This is a genomic window from Enterococcus sp. DIV1767 (genome assembly GCF_050542585.1).
GTDB lineage: Bacteria > Bacillota > Bacilli > Lactobacillales > Enterococcaceae > Enterococcus_D > Enterococcus_D innesii.
Genome location: NZ_CP172936.1, coordinates 1,670,076 through 1,694,140 on the forward strand (window position 1 = coordinate 1,670,076; position 24,065 = coordinate 1,694,140).

Annotated in this window: 22 protein-coding genes and 1 other RNA gene; 18 read left to right on the plus strand and 5 right to left on the minus strand. The window is 42.3% G+C overall.

All coding sequences use genetic code 11. From position 1 onward, the window contains the following. Positions 1-79 precede the first annotated feature (79 nt). Together IGI78_RS08025 and nth are read left to right on the plus strand one after the other, a co-directional pair. Entirely contained in the window at positions 80-781 is a 702-nt protein-coding gene (locus IGI78_RS08025; protein ID WP_077453417.1) for a DnaD domain protein, read from the plus strand. 24 nt (positions 782-805) lie between these two features. Next, on the plus strand, positions 806-1,462 hold the full coding sequence (gene nth, locus IGI78_RS08030; RefSeq protein WP_077453416.1) for an endonuclease III: 657 nt from the start codon (positions 806-808) through the stop codon (positions 1,460-1,462). Positions 1,463-1,871: 409 nt separating this feature from the next. Here nth and IGI78_RS08035 read toward each other — a convergent pair whose 3' ends face one another. Beyond that, entirely contained in the window at positions 1,872-4,193 is a 2,322-nt protein-coding gene (locus IGI78_RS08035; protein WP_430618571.1) for a PBP1A family penicillin-binding protein, read from the minus strand. Beyond that, the gene (gene recU, locus IGI78_RS08040) at positions 4,183-4,821 is read right to left on the minus strand and encodes a Holliday junction resolvase RecU (RefSeq protein WP_077453414.1); all 639 of its coding nucleotides are present in this window, start codon (positions 4,819-4,821) and stop codon (positions 4,183-4,185) included. The genes IGI78_RS08035 and recU overlap by 11 nt, the downstream gene beginning before the upstream one ends. A gap of 70 nt (positions 4,822-4,891) precedes the next feature. Between recU and IGI78_RS08045 the strand changes: the two genes are divergently transcribed. The 8 genes from IGI78_RS08045 to IGI78_RS08080 all read left to right on the plus strand — a co-directional run bounded on the left by IGI78_RS08045 (position 4,892) and on the right by IGI78_RS08080 (position 10,546). Beyond that, positions 4,892-5,437, plus strand: coding sequence for a DUF1273 domain-containing protein (locus tag IGI78_RS08045; protein ID WP_077453483.1), 546 nt, complete (start codon positions 4,892-4,894; stop codon positions 5,435-5,437). Positions 5,438-5,508: 71 nt separating this feature from the next. Beyond that, positions 5,509-5,919: a cell division regulator GpsB gene (gene gpsB, locus IGI78_RS08050; protein ID WP_005226142.1), complete on the plus strand. Its 411-nt coding sequence runs from the start codon at positions 5,509-5,511 to the stop codon at positions 5,917-5,919. A 19-nt stretch (positions 5,920-5,938) separates the two neighbouring features. Continuing rightward, an RNA gene (gene rnpB, locus IGI78_RS08055) (RNase P RNA component class B) lies at positions 5,939-6,304 on the plus strand. Between the two features lie 66 nt (positions 6,305-6,370). Further along, complete coding sequence (locus IGI78_RS08060) at positions 6,371-7,534, plus strand: THUMP domain-containing class I SAM-dependent RNA methyltransferase (protein WP_077453413.1); 1,164 nt, start codon at positions 6,371-6,373, stop codon at positions 7,532-7,534. Further along, positions 7,531-9,045 carry a carboxypeptidase M32 gene (locus IGI78_RS08065; RefSeq protein WP_081118686.1) on the plus strand — a complete coding sequence of 505 codons (1,515 nt, stop codon included), beginning with the start codon at positions 7,531-7,533 and terminating at the stop codon, positions 9,043-9,045. Before IGI78_RS08060 ends, IGI78_RS08065 begins: the two co-directional genes overlap by 4 nt. Positions 9,046-9,192: 147 nt before the next feature. Continuing rightward, on the plus strand, positions 9,193-9,852 hold the full coding sequence (locus IGI78_RS08070; protein WP_096742680.1) for an HD domain-containing protein: 660 nt from the start codon (positions 9,193-9,195) through the stop codon (positions 9,850-9,852). Between the two features lie 83 nt (positions 9,853-9,935). Continuing rightward, positions 9,936-10,316, plus strand: a complete 381-nt coding sequence (locus IGI78_RS08075) for a hypothetical protein (protein WP_081118684.1) — start codon at positions 9,936-9,938, stop codon at positions 10,314-10,316. Continuing rightward, a complete protein-coding gene (locus tag IGI78_RS08080) occupies positions 10,313-10,546 on the plus strand; it encodes a hypothetical protein (RefSeq protein WP_140965607.1) in 234 nt (77 codons plus the stop codon). Before IGI78_RS08075 ends, IGI78_RS08080 begins: the two co-directional genes overlap by 4 nt. 158 nt (positions 10,547-10,704) lie before the next feature. On the opposite strand, the gene IGI78_RS08085 is transcribed toward IGI78_RS08080, so the two are convergent. Then, positions 10,705-11,031, minus strand: a complete 327-nt coding sequence (locus IGI78_RS08085) for a hypothetical protein (RefSeq protein ID WP_081118682.1) — start codon at positions 11,029-11,031, stop codon at positions 10,705-10,707. A 93-nt stretch (positions 11,032-11,124) separates the two neighbouring features. Between IGI78_RS08085 and IGI78_RS08090 the strand changes: the two genes are divergently transcribed. Further along, complete coding sequence (locus tag IGI78_RS08090) at positions 11,125-12,288, plus strand: VanZ family protein (RefSeq protein WP_195265140.1); 1,164 nt, start codon at positions 11,125-11,127, stop codon at positions 12,286-12,288. Positions 12,289-12,346: 58 nt separating this feature from the next. Beyond that, a complete protein-coding gene (locus IGI78_RS08095; protein WP_005226134.1) occupies positions 12,347-13,693 on the plus strand; it encodes a DEAD/DEAH box helicase in 1,347 nt (448 codons plus the stop codon). A gap of 37 nt (positions 13,694-13,730) precedes the next feature. Here IGI78_RS08095 and IGI78_RS08100 read toward each other — a convergent pair whose 3' ends face one another. Further along, positions 13,731-14,168 carry a GNAT family N-acetyltransferase gene (locus IGI78_RS08100; protein WP_077453405.1) on the minus strand — a complete coding sequence of 146 codons (438 nt, stop codon included), beginning with the start codon at positions 14,166-14,168 and terminating at the stop codon, positions 13,731-13,733. A 70-nt stretch (positions 14,169-14,238) separates the two neighbouring features. Between IGI78_RS08100 and IGI78_RS08105 the strand changes: the two genes are divergently transcribed. From IGI78_RS08105 to cls, 4 genes are all read left to right on the plus strand, one after another. After that, positions 14,239-15,291 carry a DUF7278 family profilin-like fold-containing protein gene (locus tag IGI78_RS08105; RefSeq protein WP_081118679.1) on the plus strand — a complete coding sequence of 351 codons (1,053 nt, stop codon included), beginning with the start codon at positions 14,239-14,241 and terminating at the stop codon, positions 15,289-15,291. A 351-nt stretch (positions 15,292-15,642) separates the two neighbouring features. Further along, positions 15,643-18,285 (plus strand): alanine--tRNA ligase, encoded by a 2,643-nt coding sequence (alaS, locus tag IGI78_RS08110; RefSeq protein ID WP_081118678.1) that lies wholly within the window; start codon positions 15,643-15,645, stop codon positions 18,283-18,285. A gap of 276 nt (positions 18,286-18,561) precedes the next feature. Then, a complete protein-coding gene (locus tag IGI78_RS08115; protein WP_081118677.1) occupies positions 18,562-19,704 on the plus strand; it encodes a cation diffusion facilitator family transporter in 1,143 nt (380 codons plus the stop codon). A 24-nt stretch (positions 19,705-19,728) separates the two neighbouring features. Further along, positions 19,729-21,195: a cardiolipin synthase gene (cls, locus tag IGI78_RS08120; protein WP_081118676.1), complete on the plus strand. Its 1,467-nt coding sequence runs from the start codon at positions 19,729-19,731 to the stop codon at positions 21,193-21,195. On the opposite strand, the gene IGI78_RS08125 is transcribed toward cls, so the two are convergent. Continuing rightward, entirely contained in the window at positions 21,175-21,591 is a 417-nt protein-coding gene (locus IGI78_RS08125; protein ID WP_081118675.1) for a ribonuclease HI family protein, read from the minus strand. The two genes, cls and IGI78_RS08125, sit on opposite strands and share 21 nt — an antisense overlap. Before the next feature lie 65 nt (positions 21,592-21,656). Between IGI78_RS08125 and IGI78_RS08130 the strand changes: the two genes are divergently transcribed. Both IGI78_RS08130 and IGI78_RS08135 read left to right on the plus strand, forming a co-directional pair. Then, positions 21,657-22,067, plus strand: a complete 411-nt coding sequence (locus IGI78_RS08130) for an EbsA family protein (RefSeq protein ID WP_077453400.1) — start codon at positions 21,657-21,659, stop codon at positions 22,065-22,067. Positions 22,068-22,275: 208 nt separating this feature from the next. After that, complete coding sequence (locus IGI78_RS08135) at positions 22,276-23,946, plus strand: formate--tetrahydrofolate ligase (RefSeq protein WP_081118674.1); 1,671 nt, start codon at positions 22,276-22,278, stop codon at positions 23,944-23,946. Positions 23,947-24,065: the final 119 nt, after the last annotated feature.

A 24,065-nucleotide genomic window follows, 5' to 3' on the forward strand; every position in this document is an offset into this window, starting at 1 on the left:
GTCGTCCCCTTTTTATTGGATCGATCCTGAACGAAAGGATCATAGGGTTTCAGGTGAATCAAGGAGAAGAGGATGCAGTATGGTTTCGTTAAAGGAATATTTAGCAAAAGGGCAAACAACAATTTCGAATTTGCTTTTAGAGAATTACCATCATCTGGGATTGACGAATGATGAATTTTTGTTATGGCTGCAGTTGTATCGGAGTCATGAGCAAGGAAATGATTTTCCCGATTTACGTGAGATTGCCTCTGTGATGGGCAGTGATCAAAAAGAAATTTATCATTGGTTAAATCAATTGCTAAAAAAAGATGTAGTGCGGATGGAGTCAAAAAAAGATACTGCTGGGAAAATGGTTGATTATTATGATTTTACAGGGATTTATGAGCGTCTAGAATTTCTCTTAAAACAGCAATCAAAAAATGAAAAAGCAGAATCAAATGAGGAAAAAATTCGTGGGTTATATCGTTTGTTTGAAGGAGAGTTCGGTCGGCCGTTGTCAGCGATCGAATACCAGCGGATCGGGCAGTGGTTGGATGAGGACCACTACGATCCGGAACTGATTCAGTTTGCTTTGCGAGAAGCGGTTTTGAATCAGGCTTATAGCTTGAATTACATCGATCGTATCTTACTTTCGTGGGAACGTAAGAATATTACGTCGAAAGCGCAAGTTGAGGAAGAACAAAAAAGAAGAAAAAAACAATTTCTTCAAAATGAGAATGCTTCACAGGAAGAAGGACCAATGCCCAAAATCCCTATGCATAATTGGTTAGAAGGAGAGTAACAGACAAGGAGTTCAAATAGTCCTATGATCAGTAAAGAAAAAACAATGTCCGCTATCGAAACAATGTATGAGATGTTTCCCGAAGCGCATGGCGAATTGGTATCTAAAAATGCGTTTGAATTATTGATAGCAGTCATCTTAAGTGCGCAAGCAACAGATGTCTCGGTAAATAAAGTCACCCCTGCGCTTTTTGAGGCCTATCCCACACCGCAAGCATTGAGCGAAGCACCTTTAGAAGACGTGATTGCAAAAATCAAGTCCATCGGTTTATATCGAAACAAGGCAAAAAATATCAAGGCTTGTGCTTCAGAATTGCTATTGCGTTTTGGTGGTGAAGTGCCAAAAACGAGAGAGGATTTGGTTTCGTTACCAGGTGTCGGTAGAAAAACTGCAAACGTAGTTTTAGGTGATGCCTATGGCATACCGGCAATTGCTGTTGATACTCACGTCGAACGGGTATCAAAAAGATTACGTATCTGTAAATTAGACGCCAATGTATTAGAAGTTGAACAAACGCTGATGAAAAAGATTCCCGAACCATTGTGGGTCAAAACCCATCATACAATGATTTTTTTCGGCCGCTATCATTGCACTGCAAGGGCACCAAAGTGTGAGATTTGCCCGTTGCTGGCGATGTGTCAAGAAGGGAAGCTCCGGATGAAGGGGAAAAAAACTATCTAAAAAGTACGCAAAATAAACTAGTTATGATTAAAAACGTTAGGCAATTTTGCTTAGCGTTTTTACTTGCTAAAAAAGAACAAATGAACAGAGTGCAGCGGAGTCTTACTCTTTGATAGAAGAAAAGCAAACCGAGTGATTCAAGAGGCAAAGATCAGACCAGAACAGATGATTCTTAAGACCAAAATGCGAATCGAGGGGATTCATGATCATTCCAAAGAGAGTTTATTAAGTCAACAAGGCGAAAGAAAATGTGATTGGTTTGTTTGATGAAATGCACAAGCAGCTCTATCAGTTATCTGATAAGAAATTATTTTTTAAGAGCTTGAAAAGTAAGCTTCTTTTTTCATGGTAGTGATTCAAAAAAAAACAGTAGATCAAACGTTGATCTACTGTTTTTCGCTATTCACAGTTATTCGGAATTGCCATCGTTTGGCTCTGGCGGATCCGGCGGTGAGGAAGGATTTTCTTCACTGCTGGAAGGTGTTGTTGAGCCAGGGTCCTGACTAGAAGCAGGAGGTGTAACGACCGATGATGAATCATCCTCATCCGGTGTCGATACTGGTGGTGTCACTTCACTTGAGGACTCGGTTGAACTAGATTCGGTTGACTCACTGCTTTCTGTAGAAGATGTCGAAGGTTCAACATAGGAACTACTGCTAGAAGAACTTGGTGCCGAATAGGTCGGCTGGGTATAAGTTCCTTCAAGATAAAGTTCATTTCCGATCCGTGTCAGACCATCTGGCATTGTCCAGTCTTTGTTTTCTACAGAAGCAGAAACATATTGCATCAATTCTCGATAAACATCAGAAGCCACATGGGTACTACTATCAGTGATAGGTGTCATTTTGTCGTTGTATCCGGTCCAAACCGCCAATGAGTAGGAGGGAGTATAGCCGGCAAAAGTAATATCAGGGTAGGCACCATTCGATGTATCAAGTTGTGCTAGCTGGTCATCGGTGTAATTGGAAGTTCCCGTTTTCCCTGCTTGGTACAAACCATCGATTTGCGCGTTGGTTCCAGTACCGACGGAGATAACATCTTTCAAGATATCTGTCACCATATAAGCAGTGGTATCATCCATTGCTTCTTGACCATCAACTTTAAAGGATTCTTCATCTTCTGTGCCATCTTGCATGACGATTTTATTGACATACTGAGGTTTATAATATGTGCCGCCATTTGAAAACGCAGCATAAGCAGCGGCCATTTTCAGGCTGGAGATTCCATATTTTGTGCCATCTAATTTATCCGTATTGCTGGAAATCGCATTAGATTGAGTGATCGTGTGGTATTCGATACCTAGACCGCTAAGAAAGTCTGCGATATTATCCGCACCAACTTCATCAAACAATTTCACTGCTGGTACATTTCTAGATTCTGCTAAAGCAGTTCGCAGCGTGATGTTGCCCATATATTGGCGATCCCAGTTGTACACAGGGATATCGGTTCCTTTGTAAGTATAAGGTTCATCTAAAATCATTCTACCGGTAGAGTCTTGTAAAAATTGGAAGGCAGGGCCGTAGTCTGTGATCGGTTTAACGGTCGATCCAAAGTCCCGAGCGACGTTGACAGCCAGATTGTTTGCGAGAACATCATCAACGTTGCGGGCACCGATTTGAGCCGTGACTTTGCCCGTATTGACATCAACTAAGGTAGCGGCAACTTGCATCTTGTCGTCTGGATAATTAACATAGTCATCGCTGTTGACGATATCATATAACCGTTTTTGTGCATCGATATCGACATTGGTGTAAATATCTAAACCATCTGTATAAACATCTTTGCCGGTTTTTTCTTTAACTTCTGCGATCACTTCGTTGAAGTAATTATCAAAGTATTTCCACTCTTGATTTTCTCGTGGGTTTTTCTGCAAGCCTTCTTGAATATCCTCGGCAACGGCGGCATCATATTCTGCTTGCGTGATTTTCTCGTTTTCAAGCATTGCGCCCAAAACCACATCTCGACGACTTTTCGCATTATCAGGATGAGCGAAAGGGTCAAAAGCAGAAGGGGCATTTGGTAAACCAGCTATTAAGGCAGTTTGGGCAAGATCTAGTTCAGCCAAAGGTTTGCCGTAAAACTTCATGGCGGCTGTTTGCATTCCATAAACCCCGTTGGACATATACACCTTATTAATATAGTAAGTCAAAATTTCCTGCTTTGATTTGGTTTGTTCAAGCCGAACCGCCATCCAAGCTTCTTGTGCTTTCCTTCGTAATGTTTGATCTTCGGCGCTGGTAGAAAAGAAGGACAGCTTGATCAATTGCTGGGTCAAGGTACTTCCGCCTTGCATACCGCCGGTTGTGGCATTGGATAATGCAGAACCAACGATCCGGATCGGATCGACCCCGATATGCTGATAGAACCGACGATCTTCAACAGAGACGATCGCGTCTTCTAGCAGTTGGGGGATCTCACTTGCCGTGATTTTTTCTCTCGTTTCACTTCCGAATTCAGTGATCAATTCACCGTTGGAGGCATAAAAACGTGAAGAAACAGTCGAATCCAAACGTGTTTCATCAAGTGCTGGCGCATCTTTGGCATACCACCAAAACAGCCCCATTCCTGATAAAATCCCGATACAGCCTAAGAAAAATAGGCCCATAAACACTTTTAAAATAATACTCCCAATACTTCGTTTGCCTTTGGCTTTAGGGGGCTTTGATGCTTTTTTAGCAGTACCTTTCTTAGAATCATGCCGAGAGGTCCTCGATTGTGATTCATTTGCCATACTCATCATTCTCCTTCATCGTTAAAAATTGATCAACTGCTTTTAAATAAGGAATACGCGGCGCAATGGTGGGGATGATTTCGATCCCATTGGTTTCGATATAGGTCAACGTCATTGATTTTTTTCCGGTTTCCTTTTGCAGGTGCCACTGAGAAACTAAGCACTTGCTATCTAAGAAAAAGCAGCGTTGTAGACTAGAAAACCATAAAAGAACAAAACATAATCCTGCTTGTTCCAAACAGTCTTCCATATGCTTGATTTGGTGTGGATGAAAATTTTTAAAGGGAAATGACGTTTTGTTTTGAGTCTCTTTCGCTTCAAAGTCGATATATTGCCCTTGATAAACACCGTTGTAATCGGTGGTAGAGGCCTCTCGAAAGTAGGCTTCCTTAATTACTGCGGCGCTTCTTCTCGGATAATCTACCTTGACGATTTGAACTGGTGTCGGTTTCTTATGAATGACCGCAAGTTTACGATTTAAATAATAAAGGTTGCTTTCATTGATCGCTTCTTCAAAACGCATCCCACGATTGGCATACGTTTTTGGCTTTATTAGTTTTTCTTGCATTTTTTGTTTTTTGCCGTCATCATAGGTAGTAGATTGTCCATTCGGGTAACGAATAACCATGTTGTTCACACTCCTAGGCAACATTATACCAAAAAGTCGTTTGGAAAGAAAAGAGATGACCAGAGAAACAATGAAAACCTTATACTTTACTGGCTATCGTAATTATGAATTAGGTGTCTTTCAAGCAAAAGATCCCAAGATTGCAGTTATTAAGAAAGTAATAATGTCGGCCTTGACGAATTATTTGGAAGAAGGCTTGGAGTGGGTCTTGATCAGCGGAAATCTTGGGGCAGAGCTATGGTGCGCAGAAGTCACAGAACAATTGAAACAAACATACCCCGAACTGAAACTAGGAATCATTTTTCCCTTTGAAGGATTTGGTGAAAATTGGAACGAAACAAATCAGCAGGCACTGCAAACAGCGAAGTCATTTGCCGATTATGTCAATGCCACCAGCCATAAGCCTTACCAAGATCCTAGTCAATTAAGAAATCACACCGCGTTTTTGCTTGAACATACCGAAGGTGCGCTCGTGTTATATGATGATGAATTTCCAGGAAAACCTAATTATTTCTTAAGAGATGCCAAAGCCTATAGTGAGCAAAATCCCTACTTTATTCATCAAATAACAATGGATGATTTACAAAACGCAACATTTGATAGTAATTTACTTTGATTTTCGTGTATTTTTTGTTAGAATGGTCTAGAAAGTGAAAACCATTTGGAATAAACAATGAGGTGTAAATAATGGCAAATTTAATTTATAGTCCAAAAGATATTCTGCAACAAGAATTCAAAACAAAAATGCGTGGATACGATCCAGTGGAAGTGGACGAGTTTTTAGATAATATCATTAAAGACTACGAAAGCTACAATAAAGAGATCTTAGCCCTGCAAGAAGAAAATGATCGTCTGACAGCGAAAATCGATCAATTGTCGAAAAACCAAGCAATCGCTTCTCGTGTTCAACAAGAAGCACCGAAAAGCCAAACAGTCACAAACTTTGATATTTTAAAACGTTTGTCGAACCTTGAAAAAGAAGTTTTTGGCAAAAAGCTTGATCGTGAATCAGAACCTGTCACTCGTTCTTCTTCATACAACAGCAATTATACAAATGCTGATTTTGAAGATGATAACGAAAAAACCCGTCAATTCTAATTTAGCAAAGATAGTTGTGGTTTTCGGGTAATTGCGGCATAACTCGATTATGCTGAGGAAAGTCCATGCTCGCACAAGCTGAGACGCTTGTAGTGTTCGTGCCTAGCGAAACCATAAGCTAGGGTACTTGAGAAAGTAACGGCAGGAAAAATGGCTAAGGTGCAAGCTATGCCAAAGTATCCTTGAAAGTGCCACAGTGACGAAGCAAGCCGGGAAACCGTCTTGGTGGAACGCGGTAAACCCCTCGAGCGAGCAACCCAAACAATGGTAGGGGCACTTTTTGCACGGAAATGAACGGAGCAAGAAGGCAAGTAATTGCAGATAGATAATTACCCAGTGTTTTCTTCTCCCTGAGGAAAATACGGACAAAACATGGCTTATAGAAAATCACAACCTATCAGGGAATCCTTCCAGCAACGGAAGGTTTTTTTATATCAAGAAGGAGAGCGTTATGACTGAAAAAACATTTAATTGTATTGCCACCGCTGCGAGCGGTTTAGAAGCACTTGTGGGCAAAGAATTACGGGATTTAGGGATCGAGTGTGAGGTTGAAAACGGCCGAGCGCGCTTTAAAGGGACAATGGAGACCATTGCTACCGCGAATTTGTGGCTCCGTACAGCAGATCGGATCAAAATCGTCGTCGGAGAATTTGACGTATTGACTTTCGATCAGTTGTTTGAAGAAGTTAAAGCGTTACCGTGGGAAGACTTTTTACCTTTAGATGCTGAATTCCCAGTAGCCGGAAAGTCAATCAAATCAAAACTGTTTAGTGTGCCTGATTGTCAAGCGATTACCAAAAAAGCAATCGTCAATCGCTTAAGAGAAGTATACCATCGTCCGGCAAGTGTGCCTCTGACTGAAACGGGCGCTTTTTTCCAATTAGAAGTCGCTTTATTGAAAGACCATGCGATGATCACATTGGATACGACTGGCCCTAGTTTGTTTAAACGCGGCTATCGTTTAGAAAAAGGGGGCGCACCTCTGAAAGAAAACATGGCTGCGGCTTTAGTGATGCTGACAAATTGGTACAAAGACAAGCCTTTTGTCGATCCTGTTTGCGGATCAGGGACCTTATGTATTGAAGCAGCTTTGATCGGCCATAATATCGCCCCTGGATTTAATCGGGAATTCGTATGTGAAACGTGGGATTGGTTCCCAGCAGAAGTCTTTGAAAAAGTACGAAAAGAAGCAGATGAAGCGGCAGACTATGATGTCGAATTGGATATTACTGGCTCAGATATCAATGGTCGAATGATTGAGATCGCCCGCCGAAATGCAGAAGAAATCGGTCTAGGAGACTCGATCACCTTCAAACAACAAGCCGTTAAGGACTTTAAAACAGAAAAAGAATATGGTGTCGTTGTGGCTAACCCTCCTTATGGTGAACGCTTAGGGGAAGAAGAATCTGTTCAACGATTGTATCAAGAAATGGGCCAAGTGTTTCGGCCCCTTAAAACATGGAGCAAGTACTTTTTAACTAGTGATTTGACCTTCGAGACGCATTATGGTGAGAAAGCAACAAAAAAACGCAAATTATACAACGGTGCGATTCGTACCGATCTCTTCCAATACTGGGGACAACGTCCGCCACGCAAAAAGGAGTCTGCTGAATGAAAGAACAAGAATTTCTGAAAGAATTAAAAGAAATCGATCTATTACAACAAGCAATGGGGATCCTAGGCTGGGATAACCAAACGGGGATGCCAGAAAAAGCCAGTGATTACCGGGCGGAAGTTGACAGCTATTTATATGGTCTCTATTTTGACAAAAAAGTTGGGGAACCAATCCAAGAAGCGATCAGCTATTTTGGAAAGCACCCAGAAGAATTATCTGAAGTAGGGAAAGCGGCGTATCAATTAGTCAAAGAAGAGTATGAATTGCAAAAAGATGTGCCCAATGAGTTAGCGATGGCCGCTTCAGCAGCTACGTCAAAAGCACATACTGCTTGGTTGAAAGCCCGCAAAGAAAAAGATTTTTCTTTATTTAAAGACGCACTTTCTGAAAACATTCGCTTGACGAAAGAATTGATTCCTTATTGGAAAAAAAATGAGCGAACGAATTACGATGTGCTGTTAAACCAATACGAGCCGAATATGACGGTTGAGATCTTGGATAATGTTTTCTCGCAAGTGAGAGACGGCATCATGGATATTCGTCGTCAATTGGCTGAAAAAGGAACAGCGCCAGATACTTCGATCCTCTCACGTAAGATGACCGAAGCGCAACAACGCAAATTTATCTCAAAAGTGATTGCCGACTTAGGCTATGACTTTTCTCGTGGTCGTTTGGATAATACGGTCCACCCATTTGCCACTGGGATCAACCACAACGATGTGCGCTTGACCACCCGTTGGAGTGAAAACGACTTTTCAATGGGACTGTTCGGTGTGATTCATGAAGCCGGTCATGGAATGTATGAGCAAAACATTGACGAAAAATACGAAGGAACACCGGTCCATGAAGGGGCGTCAATGGGGATCCACGAATCCCAATCGCTGTTTAATGAGATCATTATCGGCAGCAACCGCAATTTTTGGGCAAAGCAATACCCGTTTTTCCAAGAATGTGCGGAAGGCACGTTTGATGATGTGTCTTTTGACACTTTCTATGACTCTTTAAAACACTCAAAAGCTAGCTTGATCCGTATTGAAGCTGACAGTTTGACCTACGTGATCCATATCATTATTCGTTACGAGATCGAAAAAATGATCTTTAACGAAACCGTATCGATCGATGAACTACCGAAAATCTGGAATGACAAATACGAGGAATATTTAGGGATTCGTCCAGAAAATGACCTTGAAGGGATCCTACAAGACGTTCATTGGTCAGGTTCAAGCTTCGGGTATTTCCCATCCTATGCTCTAGGGTATATGTATGCCGCGCAATTACTTCATGCGATGGAAAAAGAAATCAATGTCGATGAAGTCTTGGCTTCAGATGATTATTCACCGATTCGTAAATGGTTGACTGAAAATATTCATCAATATGGCGCATCAAAGAAACCAAATGAATTGATTTTAGATGCAACGGATGAATTATTGAATCCTCAATACCTATTAGACTATTTACGTAAGATCTATTTTAGTGTCTATAAAATCAGCGAGACGCAAGATTTCGCTTAAAAGTAACAAGTGGAAAGAAGCTTCGCAAGGCGTTGCCTCCTCAACTGTTTAGTGGGAGCTCGTTTTGTTGAACTTCTTTTCGTTTTCGCGCTATCATCAATTGAAAAAAGGCAGGTTAGCTGCTTTCGTATCGAAAGAAGGAGAAAGATGAACAAGGAAAACAATGCGGCAGATCTTAGCAAAGTAATTGCTTATGCCAAGAGTATACTGGGGAACGATCACACAGGACATGGGTATGATCATGTCAAACGAGTGGCGGGATTAAGTCAAGCCATCATCGATGCCGACAAATTAACGGTTGATACCTTTGTCGTTCAGGCAGCAGCCTACTTACACGATACAGTGGATGATAAAGTTGTGGCGGATGTCACAGCGGCGTATACCGAGGTGCGAGCTTGTTTGACCGCAGCGAGAGCCAGTGAAGCACAAACGAAAGAAATTTTTTCTATTATTGAGAATCTATCTTTTTCAAAAGAACTTTTACAAGGGGCACAGGTAGCCTCAGTAGAAGGACGTGTGGTCCGTGATGCAGATCGTCTCGATGCTTTAGGTGCGATCGGTATTTTACGAACGAGCTATTTTGGTGGCAGTCATCAACACCCGATCCATGACAGTAACTTAGCACCAAAGACGTTTCAAGATCATCAGGATTACCGTAAAGGAACCACGGTGATCAATCATTTTTATGAAAAACTATTTTTGCTTCCCGAAAAGATGACCACGGCGTATGGCAAAAAAGAAGCCCGGCGACGTGTGGCTTTTATGAAAGATTTCTTGCAAGAATTTTATACAGAATGGGATGTATAGCTTTGTTTAGAGTTTTTTAAACGAAAATTCGATTATTTCCTTTTTCTTCCGTTGTTCTTTATAATAGTAAGTACAAAGGAGGGATGGAAATGTACTACCAACAGGCATTACAACCGAATGAACTATTGCCAGCAATTTCCAATTCAGGGGAATGTTTTTTTGTCATTCAGGCTGAGCTACCCATCCGGCAATATCAAATCGCAGTCTATCTTTACGACGATCAATTCTTTTTGTTACAAGATGATCGCTTATTTGATCAAATCGACCAAATCTCTAGTGAGACATTAGGGGACGAGGAAGAGATTTTACCATTTATCGAAGAAGCGTTGGAAGAAAACCATTATTTATTAGTGGAAAAAGCGTTTATTCGTTTAGATTTATCTACTTTGCAAAAGATGACCGATCTTACTAGTTTCGATATCTTGTTTTATGAATTTTTTGATTCATGGGGGGAAGAAGAATGAAACGGACTGAATACGTAACGCTACAAGACCAAACATTGATTGACCTATTCCAGCAGTTAGGAGAGGATGTTTCGAATCTGGAGCTGATCGATGAAGAAAAAAATATCGATGTTGTGGTTGTATCAATTAGTGACTGGCAGTATTTGTTGGAACAAGTCGATGATGATGTAAAAGAAGCTTTCGCCGATCGTTCAGATACGGACGTTACTGGAGATTTAACCAATGAATAACAAGGCATTGAAGGATTGATAAACTGTTTTACCCTTTCTACATCTTGAAGTTATTTCAAAGAATCTTCTCTAACTAAGCAGCTAACCAAAAAATACGAAGCAATTTCATTCCTCAAGCAAGGGGAGCAGATTGCTTCGTATCACAAGGTAGGCTGCTTTTATTTTGACTGCAGGCGCACTTTTTTGACTTTTAGATAGCCGCGAACCAAGTTAACTATAAGTAAAAGAATCCCCACAATCAATGGAATCGCTAATAAGTAAGGTGAGTAAAGATGGGTATCTTGTACGTGCTGAAAAGATGTTTTAGCCACTTCATTGATGGCTTGTTGAATGACTTGTAAACTAAATCCAGTCAGAAAACCAGCAATGATGAATAGAACAAATCCTAAGTAGGGTATATCGGAAGACCGGCGAAAAAGAGCAAAAGCTACATATAAAACCAAAAGGAATGCCGGTACGCCAAAGGCAAAATAGGGATTTAACATGGTTTTTTAACCTCCTTTTCTTTTATGATACTCCAAAATTTACGTTTTGGGAAATAGCGTGTAAGATAAAAAGAAAACGTGAAGGAGTTCTTTATGTCCGCTTATATTACCCCAATAAAAGTTGCCCTGCTGGTTTTTCCTTTCCTAGCATTGGCGATATCAATGATTTTTTTTGTTATCCAATACCGAAAATACGGTCGTTTTATCTTGTCACGCGCACTGGTTCTGTATTCGTTTGTCTTCTATTTATTGTGCGCCTATTTCTTAGTTATCCTGCCATTGCCCTCGATCGAAGAGGTAGCGCAGATGACTGGCCCTAAGATGGAATTGCAGTTAGGGGCATCGTGGCAACATTTTGTCCAACAGACCGTCTTAAACATTCACGATCCACAAACCTATCTTCCCGCTATGAAACAAGGGGTCTTTTTAGAACCTCTCTTTAATTTATTGTTGACCTTGCCATTCGGGGTTTACTTACGTTATTACTTCAAGTGTTCTTTTTTTAAAACACTGGCGATGACCTTTTGTCTGACGTTGTTTTTTGAATTAACGCAGTTGACGGGACTGTATTTTATCTATCCTCGTCCGTATCGTTTATTCGATGTCAATGATCTCTTTGTCAATACAGTCGGAGGGCTTGTGGGCTGGACGATCGCCCCACTTTTTACGTTCTTATTGCCATCAAGAGAAGAAATGGACGCCGACTCTTACGCCAAGGGTACTCGGGTAACCGTGACACGAAGGGTGGTTGCTTGGTTGATCGACTGGGGAATACTGAATGTGATCAGTTTCCTTGTGGTGATCGCTGTTCGTTTGCTCACTCAACAGACGGTACGAGACTTTAGTGGGGACTATTGGTACTTTGCTCTTGAAGTGTTGCTGTACTTTGTGTTGTTGGCTTATCTTGCTAAAGGACAAACGATTGGAAAAAAACTCGTACGGATCAAAATCATGCAAGAAGGTCGTGAGCGTGTTAGCTTGGGGGCTTTATTGAAACGCTATGGCTTGTTTTATCTGATTTATGCCAGCATCAGTCGGGTCAATATCTTTTTCGCACCGTTTCTTGAGTCGGATAATATGCTGCTTTTAGTCGTTAGTTTGTTGATGGTGGTTATTTTTGGGTTGATCCAGTTTGGCTTTTACTTGAATCTCTTGTGGGCAGCAATAAAAAAAGAAAGCCGCTTTTTCTATGAACGCCGCAGTGCAACGTATACCATCAGTACGATCGATCCTCAATCGATTGCAAAAGAAAGTTAGGAAAACAAGGCAACATATGCTATAATCCAAAGGATGCTAAAAGAAAGAAGGTGTTTGAATGTCTTTTGAGTCATTTAAATTTCAACCATTTATTTATGAAGCACTTGCTGATAAAAAGTTCTCTAAACCAACAGAAGTGCAAGAAAAACTGATACCTGTTATCCAAAAAGGACGCAGTGTTGTAGGGCAATCACAGACCGGAAGTGGTAAGACCCATACATTTTTACTGCCGTTGATGGATAAAATCGATGCCGAAAAAGATGAAGTGCAAGTAGTGATCACTGCACCGAGTCGTGAATTAGCCACGCAAATCTATCACGCCGCAAAACAAATCGGCGGATTTCATGATCCTGAAATTCGAGTGTCAAATTTCGTCGGAGGAACGGATAAGCAACGTCAATTGAGCCGTCTGCAAAATCAACAGCCCCATGTCGTGATTGGGACACCTGGTCGTATCTTGGATATGATCAACGAACAAGCGTTAGGGGTTCACACTGCCAATGTATTTGTCGTGGATGAAGCAGACATGACCTTGGATATGGGCTTTTTAGAAGAAGTCGATCAAATTGCGGGGCGTTTGCCTGAGAAACTGCAAATGCTGGTTTTCTCCGCAACGATTCCAGAGAAATTGCGCCCATTCTTGAAAAAATACATGGCCAATCCATTGATCGAAGAAATCAAATCGAAAGCAGTCATCTCTGATACGATCGAGAATTGGTTGATTTCTACCAAAGGGAAAAATACCAATAAATTGATCTACCAATTATTGACTACAGGCCATCCCTATCTTGCCATCGTTTTTGCCAACACGAAGAGCCGTGTGGATGAAATTACGGATTACTTAAAGGAACAAGGCTTAAAAGTAGCGAAGATCCACGGGGACATCAGTCCTCGTGAAAGAAAACGGATCATGCGCCAAGTGCAAAATTTGGACTACCAATATGTTGTCGCAACAGATTTAGCTGCGCGAGGAATTGATATTGAAGGGGTTTCTCATGTCATCAATGCTGAGATTCCAGCTGATTTGGATTTCTTTATCCACCGTGTTGGTCGGACCGGTCGAAACCAAATGGATGGGACCGCGATTACGTTATATGATCCAAGCGATGAAGGGGCAATCCAAGCCATCGAAGATCTAGGGGTTGTTTTCCAACCGAAGGAAATCAAAAATGGCGAGATCGTTGCGACTTACGATCGGAATCGTCGGCAAAAGCGGGAAAAATCTCGTGACGAATTAGACCCAACTTTGATTGGCTTAGTCAAGAAGAAGAAGAAAAAAATCAAGCCTGGCTACAAGAAAAAAATTCAATGGGCTGTTGATAAGAAGAACAAAGAAAAACGGAAGATCGAACGCCGTCAAACGACTCGAACTGCCCGCAAAAACAAGAAAAATTCGAATAGCTAATGCTTACCAAAACAGCAGTCATGTAAGGGGTGTTCTCTTACTTGACTGCTGTTTTTAATTGTTTGGTCATTTCTACACACAATACACCATCTTCAGTATAGGGCTCGGACGTTTTTTGATACCCGCAGGCTTCATAAAACGCACAAGCATCGATCTCTGCTGATAAAACTGATTGGAGGGCACCCTCTTGGATACCGCGCATTTCGAGATAATGCAGTAGCTTCCTTCCATAACCTTGATGACGAAAAGCCTTAGCTACGCAAAAGCGGTCAGGTTGCAGGGTATTTGGCGTAGAGAATTGATATCTGATGGTAGCGATCGGTGTGTTTCCATCATGCCAAAGAAAGTATGGACAAGTTTGGTCTTTTTCATCAAATTCCCATTCTATAGGGATGTGCTGTTCTTCCACAAAAACGGCTTGCCGCAGGGCGAAAACCGCTTGTAGCATCCACGGACTGCGTCCAAAATAAAGCATCAGTCGTTTTCCTCCTTTTTCGTGGTATACTCGTCATATAGTAATTGTAGCAGATGAGAGGAGAAATGACGTGGATTTTTTTGAGGCGTTACAATGGTCAAATTGGAAGACACTGTCCTTTGAAATCAAAGAACAGCTGATCCAGCAAATTTTAATGTATTTTGTCAGTCCTTTAAAGGAGATCACCGATGTCCATTTTAGTCAATTGACGTATGCAGGGTTGAAATGTGCTACCTTTGAATTAACGATCGATGGCGAAGACTTTGTCTTTATACCAGGGAACTCTGAGGCGATCTTAGGTTGGGATCTCGGTGTGCAAGGGTTACCGGCTACTTGCTGGAGTAAAAATTGGCAGTCCGCACCCAACGAGATCATTCACCAGCTGGAAACAATCTATGAATTAGAAACCAGCCAAGATTGGGGGATTTTTGTCAATGAGTCTACGAGCCCTTTGCGCAAAGCTGTGATTGATCCCATGCTAGTCCAAAAAAGTGCGCTGCCTGCTGGCGCAAGGTATATCGGGCAGCTGAATACGATCACTGGGGAGTTTCACGGGTTAGTCGATCAATTCAGTGTTTTCGAAAAAGAGCTAAAGGCACAATTCACAGCACCAGCGTCCTTTGAGGAAAGCTTGCGTTGGGAATTACCCGCTTTTTATCACGAAGAGAATCGCTATTTTGCTGCACTCGAGCCGTTATCGGAAACCTATCAGTTATTTACCCACGAATCCGTCAGTCAAACAGAATTGAAACAGCAGTTAGATAAACAAGGCTTTCAGTTGCTATCAGAGGATCAATGGGAATACGTTTGCGGTGCTGCGACTCGGCGACTTTTTCGCTGGGGCAATGAAAAGCCCTGCGATGATGGCGTCTCTTTGTCAACCGCTGAATTGCTTGAACCGAATTTATTTGGCTGCACCTATGGGCTTGCGGATGCGTGGGAGCTGACAGATGGCTTGTCTTTAAAAATGGAGAATTGGCAAATTTGTGGTCATCCCTTATTCGATGCATTGCCGTATGCCAGTTATTACCGTTCACGGAAAATGTTGCAGCCCGATCAAAAGCTTTCTCCCCAGAACTATCGTTACCGCAAAGGGATCCTAATCAATAAAGACCGGATTTGAGGATTGACTTTTTCAAAACATTTCCTTATACTTTGAATGACGAAGGATATGGTCGGTTTGATGATTCATTACAGAAAGTTTTTCATTGCTGAGAGAAAAACATGAATTCGGACGGATTGCTCCCTTTGGTGCTCAACTGCAGCAGAAATGTTGCCGTCCACTCCGCGTTAACGAGTCTAAGAGGTAATGAGTCACATCATTGCAAGCAAGGTGGTACCGCGTATCGACGTCCTTGCTCTGCAATGGTGTTTTTTTATCGTCAAAATGTCTCGACAGGCATAAGAGCGCCTTACCAGCAATTTTGTCAGCCCCTGTATCTTAAGCGAACACAGAAGAAAGTAGGAGAATAACGTGAAACAATTATCCAGTGCAGAAGTACGCCAAATGTTTTTGGACTTCTTTCAATCAAAAGGTCATTCAATTGAACCAAGTGCGTCCCTTGTCCCAGTCAACGATCCAACCCTATTATGGATCAATTCAGGGGTGGCAACGCTAAAAAAATATTTTGATGGCAGTGTTGTTCCTGAAAACCCAAGAATTACCAATGCGCAAAAATCGATTCGGACCAACGACATCGAAAACGTTGGGAAAACAGCAAGACATCATACGATGTTTGAAATGTTAGGCAACTTTTCGATCGGCGATTACTTTAAGAATGAAGCGATTCATTGGGCCTGGGAGTTTTTGACCTCCCCAGAATGGATGGCTTTTGATCCAGGGAAATTATATGTCACGGTTTATCCAAAAGACACGGAAGCAAAACGGATCTGGGCAGAAGAAGTCGGCTTAACACCAGAGCATATCGTTGAGATTGAAGACAACTTTTGGGACATCGGTGCAGGCCCCTGTGGACCGGATTCAGAGATTTTCTATGACCGTGGTCCTGAGTTTAATGACGTAGCGGAAGATGATCCCGAAAACTATCCTGGTGGCGAAAATGAACGCTATTTGGAAATCTGGAATCTGGTCTTTTCAGAATTCAATCATCAACCAGATGGCTCCTATGAACCACTACCACATAAAAACATTGATACGGGGATGGGGCTGGAACGAATGGTTTCCATCGTTCAAAATGCACCAACCAATTTTGAAACAGACTTGTTTCTGCCGATCATCAATGCAGTGGCAGATTTAAGCGGTCGTGTGAACTACGGCGACAGCAAAACGACAGATATCTCCTTTAAAGTGATTGCAGACCATATCCGCGCGCTTTCTTTTGCGATCGGCGATGGGGCACTGCCTTCAAATGAAGGCCGTGGCTATGTTTTACGTCGTTTATTACGTCGTGCAGTCATGCATGGGAAAAAATTAGGGATCGATGCCGCCTTCTTATACAAATTAGTACCGATCGTTGGCGAGATCATGGAAAGCTACTATCCTGAAGTATTAGAGCAGCAAGAATTTATTGAAAAAGTGATCCGCAACGAGGAAGAACGTTTCCATGAAACCATCAATGAAGGGTTAGATATTTTAAATCAAGTGATCGCCCAAGTAAAAGCAGACGGGCAAGATACGTTAGCTGGTCAAGATATTTTCAAATTGTATGATACTTACGGCTTCCCAGTTGAATTGACAGAAGAAGTGGCGGAAGACGAAGGGTTGAAAGTGGACCATCAAGGGTTTGAACAAGAAATGGATGCACAACGTGCCCGTGCTCGTGCGGCTCGGCAAACGGAGCTTTCAATGGGCGTACAATCCGCTTTATTGACGGATATCAAAGTGGACAGCCGTTTCGTTGGCTATGATTCACTTGAAGCAAACAGCGAATTATTAGTGATCATCCAAGACGAAGCGTTACATGATTCTGTTTCGACAGGTGAAGCAAAACTGATTTTTGCTGAAACACCATTTTATGCAGAGATGGGTGGACAAGTTGCAGATACAGGGACGATCGTAGCAGAGGATGGCACGATCGTAGCAGAGGTGACGGATGTCAAGAAAGCACCGAACGGTCAGTTCTTGCATACTGCTACAGTCAAAGCGCCACTACAAGAAGGCGTGAACTATTTCTTACAAGTGGATCAGCATCGTCGCAATAAGATCATCAAAAATCATACGGCGACTCACTTATTGCATAAAGCGTTAAAAGAAGTATTAGGTAGCCATGCGAACCAAGCAGGTTCATTAGTTGCTCCAGGACATTTGCGCTTTGACTTTAGTCATTTCGGGCAAGTGACCAGCGAAGAGCTGAGCCAAATGGAACAAATCGTCAACCAAAAAATTTGGGAAGCCCTCCCTGTTGTGACGATCGAAACGGATATCGATACCGCAAAAGGCATGGGAGCGATGGCACTCTTTGGTGAAAAATATGGGCATGACGTTCGCGTCGTCAATGTTGCCGATTGGTCGATCGAATTATGTGGGGGAACCCATGTAGCAAATACGGAAGATATCGGTATTTTCAAAATCGTTTCTGAATCAGGGATCGGTGCTGGTGTTCGTCGGATCGAAGCAGTGACTAGTCAAGAGGCCTATACGCTATTGCATGAAGAAGAGACGCAATTAAAAGCAATTGCAGGGATCGTTAAATCCGCTCAATTAAAAGAAGTCGTTGCCAAAACAGAACAACTGCAAGCGCAGCTGCGTGAACTGCAAAAAGAAAACGAAGCTCTTGCCAGCAAGTTAGCAAACCAGCAAGCAGGGGATGTTTTCAAAGATGTCAAAGAAGTAAATGGTCTGCGTCTGATCACAGCAAAAGTGACTGTAAAGGACATGAACCAATTACGTCAACTAGCTGACCAATGGAAACAAAAAGACCATTCTGATATTTTAGTGTTAGCTACCGCGAATGATGGCAAAGTGAATCTTTTAGCTGCCATGAACAAAGCAGCCAATGAAAAAGGATTGAAAGCGGGCGATTTGATCAAAGAGATCGCACCTAAAGTTGGTGGCGGCGGTGGCGGTCGTCCTGATATGGCGCAAGCCGGCGGGAAGAATCCTGAAGGAATCGCAGCAGCACTTGAGTCAGCAGCAACGTGGTTAGCTGCCAAGTAATCACACTCACTGGTTGAATCTGTGCAGCAAGTTTCTTTCGTTTGAGAAGATAGATGAAAGAGGAGCGCAGGTCTTTAACACATTCCTTTTTTGAACGAAGATGACGGAGGGGGAGACCCTTCCGTTATCTTTTTCCTTTTTCCTAAATGTTATCTGAAAATGCGTTTGATAATTGAAGGGAATTCGCTTTTTTTTCGAAAAAACGATACGAATAGTTGTTTAATTGAATTCCTTCGGGGTAAAATAAGAAAGATGGTTTTTTGAGAGGGTGATGATTTGCTAAACTTTTTTTTAAAACGTAGCAAAAAAAATGGTGTCTACGAACGTACAGCCATCGGGAAGTTAGCAGGTAGTCTGGGGTTGCTTTCCAACCTCCTATTATTCGCAGGGAAATTTATCATTGGCTTATCTGCGCAGTCTGTTTCGATTATGGCCGATGCCATCAACAGTCTTTCAGATACCGCCTCGTCTATTTTAACATTGATCGGTTTTCGGATCTCTGCGAAACCAGCCGACAGTGAACATCCGTATGGACATGAGCGTTTTGAAGCCATCAGTGGGTTCGTGGTATCTTTGATCATCACATTTGTTGGTGGCCAATTTCTCATCAGTTCTGTGCAACGCGTCATGGAACCGACGAGTATCCGTCTTTCCCCACTATTGTTTATCGTTTTGGTTTTATCGATTTTGATCAAAGTCTGGCAGGGAGCAATGTACCGCAGATTGGCTAAGTTGATCGGCTCTCAAACACTAAGTGCCAGTGGTCAAGACAGTCTCAACGATGTGTATACAACAGGGGCGGTTTTGTTTTCAGCGACGATCGAGTGGTTGACCGGTTTACGAATCGATGGCTATGTTGGTTGTCTGATTGCGCTCTACATTTTGATCAGCGGCATTAAAATGATTCGATCTTTCATCAATGAATTGCTAGGGGCACGACCTACGCAAGAAGAAGTCTCCGCCATGGAGAAGCGCTTGGATCACTATCCGACGATTCTCGGTTACCATGATTTACTGGTTCACAATTATGGGCCGAAAAATCGTTTTGCCAGTGTGCATATCGAAGTGGATGAAACCTGGTCACTACGAGAAGCGCATGAGGTGATTGATGCGATTGAACAAGATTTTCGCCAATCCTTGAAAGTCGACCTGGTCTGTCATCTTGATCCAGTACCAATTCAAAATCAGCAGTATCGGCATCTAAAAAAAGAAGTGTCAAAGATCGTTCGCTTCGTTGACCCACAGTTACGGATGCATGATTTTCAGGTCAAAGGAGATCTGTTGGCTTTTGATTTAGTGATTCCTGCAAAATCTGCTTATAGCGATCGAGAAATCGAAGAAATGTTGAAACAAAAAATCAAAGAAACACTAGGGGACTATGATTTAAAGCTTGCTTTCGACCATAGTTACCTATTATAGGGTTACAGGATATAGGAGGAAACTATGATAAAAATGGATATGAGCATGATTTCCACGGTCTTATTGGCACTTTTGTTTATTAATACGATTGCTGCTTTTATTACTGTTTTTCGGAAACCACGCTCGATTGCAAGTGTCTTTGCTTGGATGATGACGTTGGTATTCATCCCCGGCATTGGGTTCTTGTTGTACTTGTTTTGCGGACGGGGAATCGATGGAGAAATTATTTATAAATTCAGTGAGCATCATCAGAGTAGGATCAATGAGTTGAATCGAATCATCAAAGTGCACAATTATTCTTTTCCAGAACATCCTTACTCAGATGATAATCATTTATTGGAGCGCTATTTTAAGAACCTAGATGAATCGCCCTTGACTAAAGGAAACAAGGTGAAATTTTACACAGATGGCAAAGAAAAGTTTGCAGCATTATTCGAAGATATGAAGCAAGCTGAAGACAACCTGCATGTGGAGTATTATTCATTTTTTAATGATGAGATCGGTGGCCAATTCTTGTCTATCTTGATCGATAAAGCCCGTGAAGGCGTGGAGGTCCGTTTGGTCTATGATCCATGGGGTTCACCGAAAGCCAATCGCAAGTTCTTCCAACCGCTGATCGATGCTGGAGGAAAAGTCGTGCCATTTATCACCTCGAAAAATCTGATTCGTAACACACGGCTAAATTACCACCTTCATCGGAAAATCGTTGTGATCGATGGACAAATTGGCTGGACTGGCGGGTTTAATGTTGGTGATCAATATCTTGGCAAAAAGGCCAAGTTCGGCTATTGGCGAGATACCCACGCAAGAATCGTCGGAACCGCTAGCTTTACGCTACAAGAGATTTTTATTCGTGATTGGAATGCATCGGTGCAAAAGGAAGAGGATCAGCTAGAATACGAAGATCGTTATTTTATTTTGCCACCGAAAGAGCTTGCTGGAAATGTTGATCTGCAAATTGTCGCCGACGGTCCAGAAACAGAGACCCAAATCCTTAAAGGCGGTTTTGTGAAAATGATTTTGGCTGCGAAAGAATCGATTTGGATCCAAACGCCTTATTTGATTCCTGATGACAGTATGATGAATGCATTGGAAATTGCCATCCACTCAGGTGTAGACGTCCGAATCATGATTCCATGTATGCCGGATCATCCATTCATTTATCGGGCAACACAGCATTATGCCAATTACTTGCATCGCCGTGGTGCAAAAATCTACATCTATAACAACGGTTTCCTCCATGCGAAGACGGTCATGATGGATGATACCATTAGTTCCTTTGGGACGACGAATCAAGACATTCGGAGTTATGCCTTGAATTTTGAAGTCAATGCCTTCGCCTACGATCACGATGTCACGCAAACGTTGAAAGGCTTCTTTGAAGAGGATATGGCACAATCAACATTACTGACGGATGAAATTTTGGCTAAGCAATCTTACTGGTTGCGCTTCAAACAAAACTTCTCTCGGTTATTGTCTCCGATCCTTTAATTTCATCGCTTTTGCTAATCCTTGGCGGGCCAAATGGTCGGCACCTTTGTTTTGACTCTCAGGGACCCATTGGATGATCGCTAAAGCGAACTGTTTCAACAAGTATTGAATTTCTGTTAAATAATCAGAAAAAGCAGGGTTTTTGGTATAATTCTTGTCGATGGTCTGCGCAACGACTTTGCTGTCGGTATAAAGCATAATTGTCTGTTCCTGTAACCCTTTGTTAATCAACAGCTGCAGCGCGTTGACCATCACAGCGAACTCTGCTTGGTGGTTGGTGGAATCAGGTAGCGGAAACGCAATTTGTTCATGCAGATCAGTACCGACAATGACGATTCCACCGCCACTAGGGCCGGGGTTGCCTTTCGTGGAAGCATCAAGATAAACTTTTAACATTGTCTCACCCTTTTTTGATATGATAAAGATAGTATACTAGAAATTTTATGTTGTGAGGAACTTTTATGAAGCGTAAATTGTATTGGCAACCGGAAGCTGCTACAGCGATCATTTATTGGTCGTTCACTATGATGATATTATTTATCAGTTTGATTCTTTCGTTAGAAAATACCAGACCTTATTGGAAAAGCAACCTCGTTTTAGCAGTCTTCTTCTTTTTTGTATGGCTGGGGCTCCACCGGAGTCTGCTCATTAGAAATGATGTGTTACTGATTCGCTACGCACGTATATGGAAGAAAAGGATCGTCTCTCTGTCTGAGATAGAAAAATGGCAAATTGAAAACCGTTTAATAAGCATTACCGATCATCAAAGAACGTATACCTTCACGTTACGTAAAAAAGATGTGGTATGGTTAGAAACTTTTTTTCAAGAAAAAATCCCTGAAAAAAGGGTGCAGGTCGAAACCCACGACTAATTCATAGGAATCTAGAAAACAGCGATCACTCCTTTTGGCGGTACAGCCTTAGGAGAGACGCTGTTTTTGTTTACATAAAGGATCCGTGAAACTTCTTGTAAAAGTGTGAAAAATCTCTCTTTCTTTCTGAATAAAATCAAGTATAATAAGACCATAGCAAACAAAACCTTTTTTAAAGTGCTAAATAGTTCGTGAATTGAGGGTAAAAATGAAATCAGATATCGAAATTGCACAAGAATCAAAGCCTAAACCGATTATTGAAATTGCTGAACCACTTGGTTTAACAGGGGATGACCTGGAACTTTATGGTAAATATAAAGCAAAAATCGAATGGTCGGCAATCAACGAAAAAGCAAACAATCCACTGGGTAAGCTGATTTTAGTCACAGCGATCAGTCCGACACCAGCAGGAGAAGGCAAGTCAACCGTGACCATTGGACTTGCAGATGCGTTAAATCAAATCGGCAAGCAAACCGTCATCGCCTTACGTGAGCCATCTTTAGGACCAGTAATGGGCATCAAAGGCGGCGCCACTGGCGGTGGCAAAGCACAAGTACTACCGATGGAAGACATCAACTTACATTTCACAGGTGATATGCATGCGATCACGGCTGCTAATAACGCCTTGTCTGCGTTGATCGACAATCATATCCAACAAGGCAACGAATTAGGGATCGACGGACGTCGGGTTACATGGAAACGCGTTGTCGATTTGAATGATCGTGCGTTACGCCAAGTGATCGTTGGCTTAGGCGGTCCATTACAAGGTGTTCCTCGTGAAGATGGTTTTGATATTACTGTCGCAAGTGAAATCATGGCGATTTTGTGTTTGGCAACGAGCATTGATAACTTAAAAGAACGATTAGGAAAGATCTTAATTGGCTATTCTTATGAAAAACAACCGATTTACGCAAAAGATTTGGCGGTTCAAGGAGCCTTAGCTTTACTACTGAAGGACGCTCTGAAACCGAATCTGGTCCAAACAATCGAAGGAACTCCTGCGCTGATCCATGGCGGGCCTTTTGCGAATATCGCCCATGGGTGTAATAGTGTGATCGCAACCGAGACAGCTTTGCACTTAGGCGAATACACGGTGACCGAAGCTGGTTTTGGTGCCGATTTAGGTGCAGAGAAATTTTTAGATATCAAAACACCAAATCTATCAAAAACACCGGATGCGATCGTGGTTGTGGCAACGATCAGAGCATTGAAGATGCATGGCGGTGTCGCTGTCGCTGATCTAGGGACTGAGAATACAGAAGCATTAGAGCGGGGCTTCAGTAATTTAAAACGGCATGTTGAAAATATGCGCAAATATCAGATTCCAGTGGTAGTCGCCCTCAATGAATTTTCACAAGACACCGAAGCGGAGCGTGAATTAGTTGAAGCCTTGTGCCAGCGAATCGATGTCACCGTCGCTCGGACAGCTGTTTGGGCAGATGGTGGAGCGGGTGGAACGGATCTTGCAAAAGCGGTAGTCCAAGTGATCGAGGAAAAACCGGCTAACTACCAACGCTTGTATACGGACGATTTGCCTTTAGCGGATAAGGCTTCTTTGATCGTGCGGGAAATCTATGGCGGGGCTGAGGTTGAGTTTGCACCAAAAGCCAAGGCGCAGTTGCAAAGCTTTAAAGAGCAGGGCTGGGATCATTTGCCGATCTGTATGGCAAAAACCCAGTATTCCTTTAGTGATGATCCAAAGCAACTGGGTGCACCAGAAGGCTTTTCTGTGACCATTCGTGAGTTCGTACCCAAGCTAGGTGCTGGTTTTATCGTAGCCTTGACTGGTGCCGTGATGACGATGCCGGGATTACCGAAGAAACCTGCCGCCATCAATATGGACGTGACTTCTGATGGCCAAGCGATTGGTCTTTTCTAAAAGAGCGGTCACAAACAAAGAAGGCATTCGCGGCATTTGAAACGAAAGAACGTAAAGAGATGATTTGATAGGACGGATGCACGCTGCATTCGTCTTTTTCTTGTTCATTTGACGTGATG

What these genes read in the sequence shown, in the direction of transcription:
- nth (WP_077453416.1), top strand. Translation starts at nt 806, where the DNA reads ATGATCAGTAAAGAAAAAACAATGTCCGCTATCGAAACAATGTATGAG.
- IGI78_RS08100 (WP_077453405.1), bottom strand. Translation starts at nt 14,168, where the DNA reads ATGCTTTATTTTGGACGCAGTCCGTGGATGCTACAAGCGGTTTTCGCC.
- IGI78_RS08065 (WP_081118686.1), top strand. Translation starts at nt 7,531, where the DNA reads ATGAAAGAACAAGAATTTCTGAAAGAATTAAAAGAAATCGATCTATTA.
- gpsB (WP_005226142.1), top strand. Translation starts at nt 5,509, where the DNA reads ATGGCAAATTTAATTTATAGTCCAAAAGATATTCTGCAACAAGAATTC.
- IGI78_RS08025 (WP_077453417.1), top strand. Translation starts at nt 80, where the DNA reads ATGGTTTCGTTAAAGGAATATTTAGCAAAAGGGCAAACAACAATTTCG.
- IGI78_RS08090 (WP_195265140.1), top strand. Translation starts at nt 11,125, where the DNA reads ATGTCCGCTTATATTACCCCAATAAAAGTTGCCCTGCTGGTTTTTCCT.
- IGI78_RS08085 (WP_081118682.1), bottom strand. Translation starts at nt 11,031, where the DNA reads ATGTTAAATCCCTATTTTGCCTTTGGCGTACCGGCATTCCTTTTGGTT.
- IGI78_RS08075 (WP_081118684.1), top strand. Translation starts at nt 9,936, where the DNA reads ATGGAAATGTACTACCAACAGGCATTACAACCGAATGAACTATTGCCA.
- IGI78_RS08035 (WP_430618571.1), bottom strand. Translation starts at nt 4,193, where the DNA reads ATGGCAAATGAATCACAATCGAGGACCTCTCGGCATGATTCTAAGAAA.
- IGI78_RS08070 (WP_096742680.1), top strand. Translation starts at nt 9,193, where the DNA reads ATGAACAAGGAAAACAATGCGGCAGATCTTAGCAAAGTAATTGCTTAT.
- cls (WP_081118676.1), top strand. Translation starts at nt 19,729, where the DNA reads ATGATAAAAATGGATATGAGCATGATTTCCACGGTCTTATTGGCACTT.
- IGI78_RS08095 (WP_005226134.1), top strand. Translation starts at nt 12,347, where the DNA reads ATGTCTTTTGAGTCATTTAAATTTCAACCATTTATTTATGAAGCACTT.
- IGI78_RS08045 (WP_077453483.1), top strand. Translation starts at nt 4,892, where the DNA reads ATGAAAACCTTATACTTTACTGGCTATCGTAATTATGAATTAGGTGTC.
- IGI78_RS08125 (WP_081118675.1), bottom strand. Translation starts at nt 21,591, where the DNA reads ATGTTAAAAGTTTATCTTGATGCTTCCACGAAAGGCAACCCCGGCCCT.
- IGI78_RS08135 (WP_081118674.1), top strand. Translation starts at nt 22,276, where the DNA reads ATGAAATCAGATATCGAAATTGCACAAGAATCAAAGCCTAAACCGATT.
- IGI78_RS08060 (WP_077453413.1), top strand. Translation starts at nt 6,371, where the DNA reads ATGACTGAAAAAACATTTAATTGTATTGCCACCGCTGCGAGCGGTTTA.
- IGI78_RS08080 (WP_140965607.1), top strand. Translation starts at nt 10,313, where the DNA reads ATGAAACGGACTGAATACGTAACGCTACAAGACCAAACATTGATTGAC.
- IGI78_RS08130 (WP_077453400.1), top strand. Translation starts at nt 21,657, where the DNA reads ATGAAGCGTAAATTGTATTGGCAACCGGAAGCTGCTACAGCGATCATT.
- recU (WP_077453414.1), bottom strand. Translation starts at nt 4,821, where the DNA reads ATGGTTATTCGTTACCCGAATGGACAATCTACTACCTATGATGACGGC.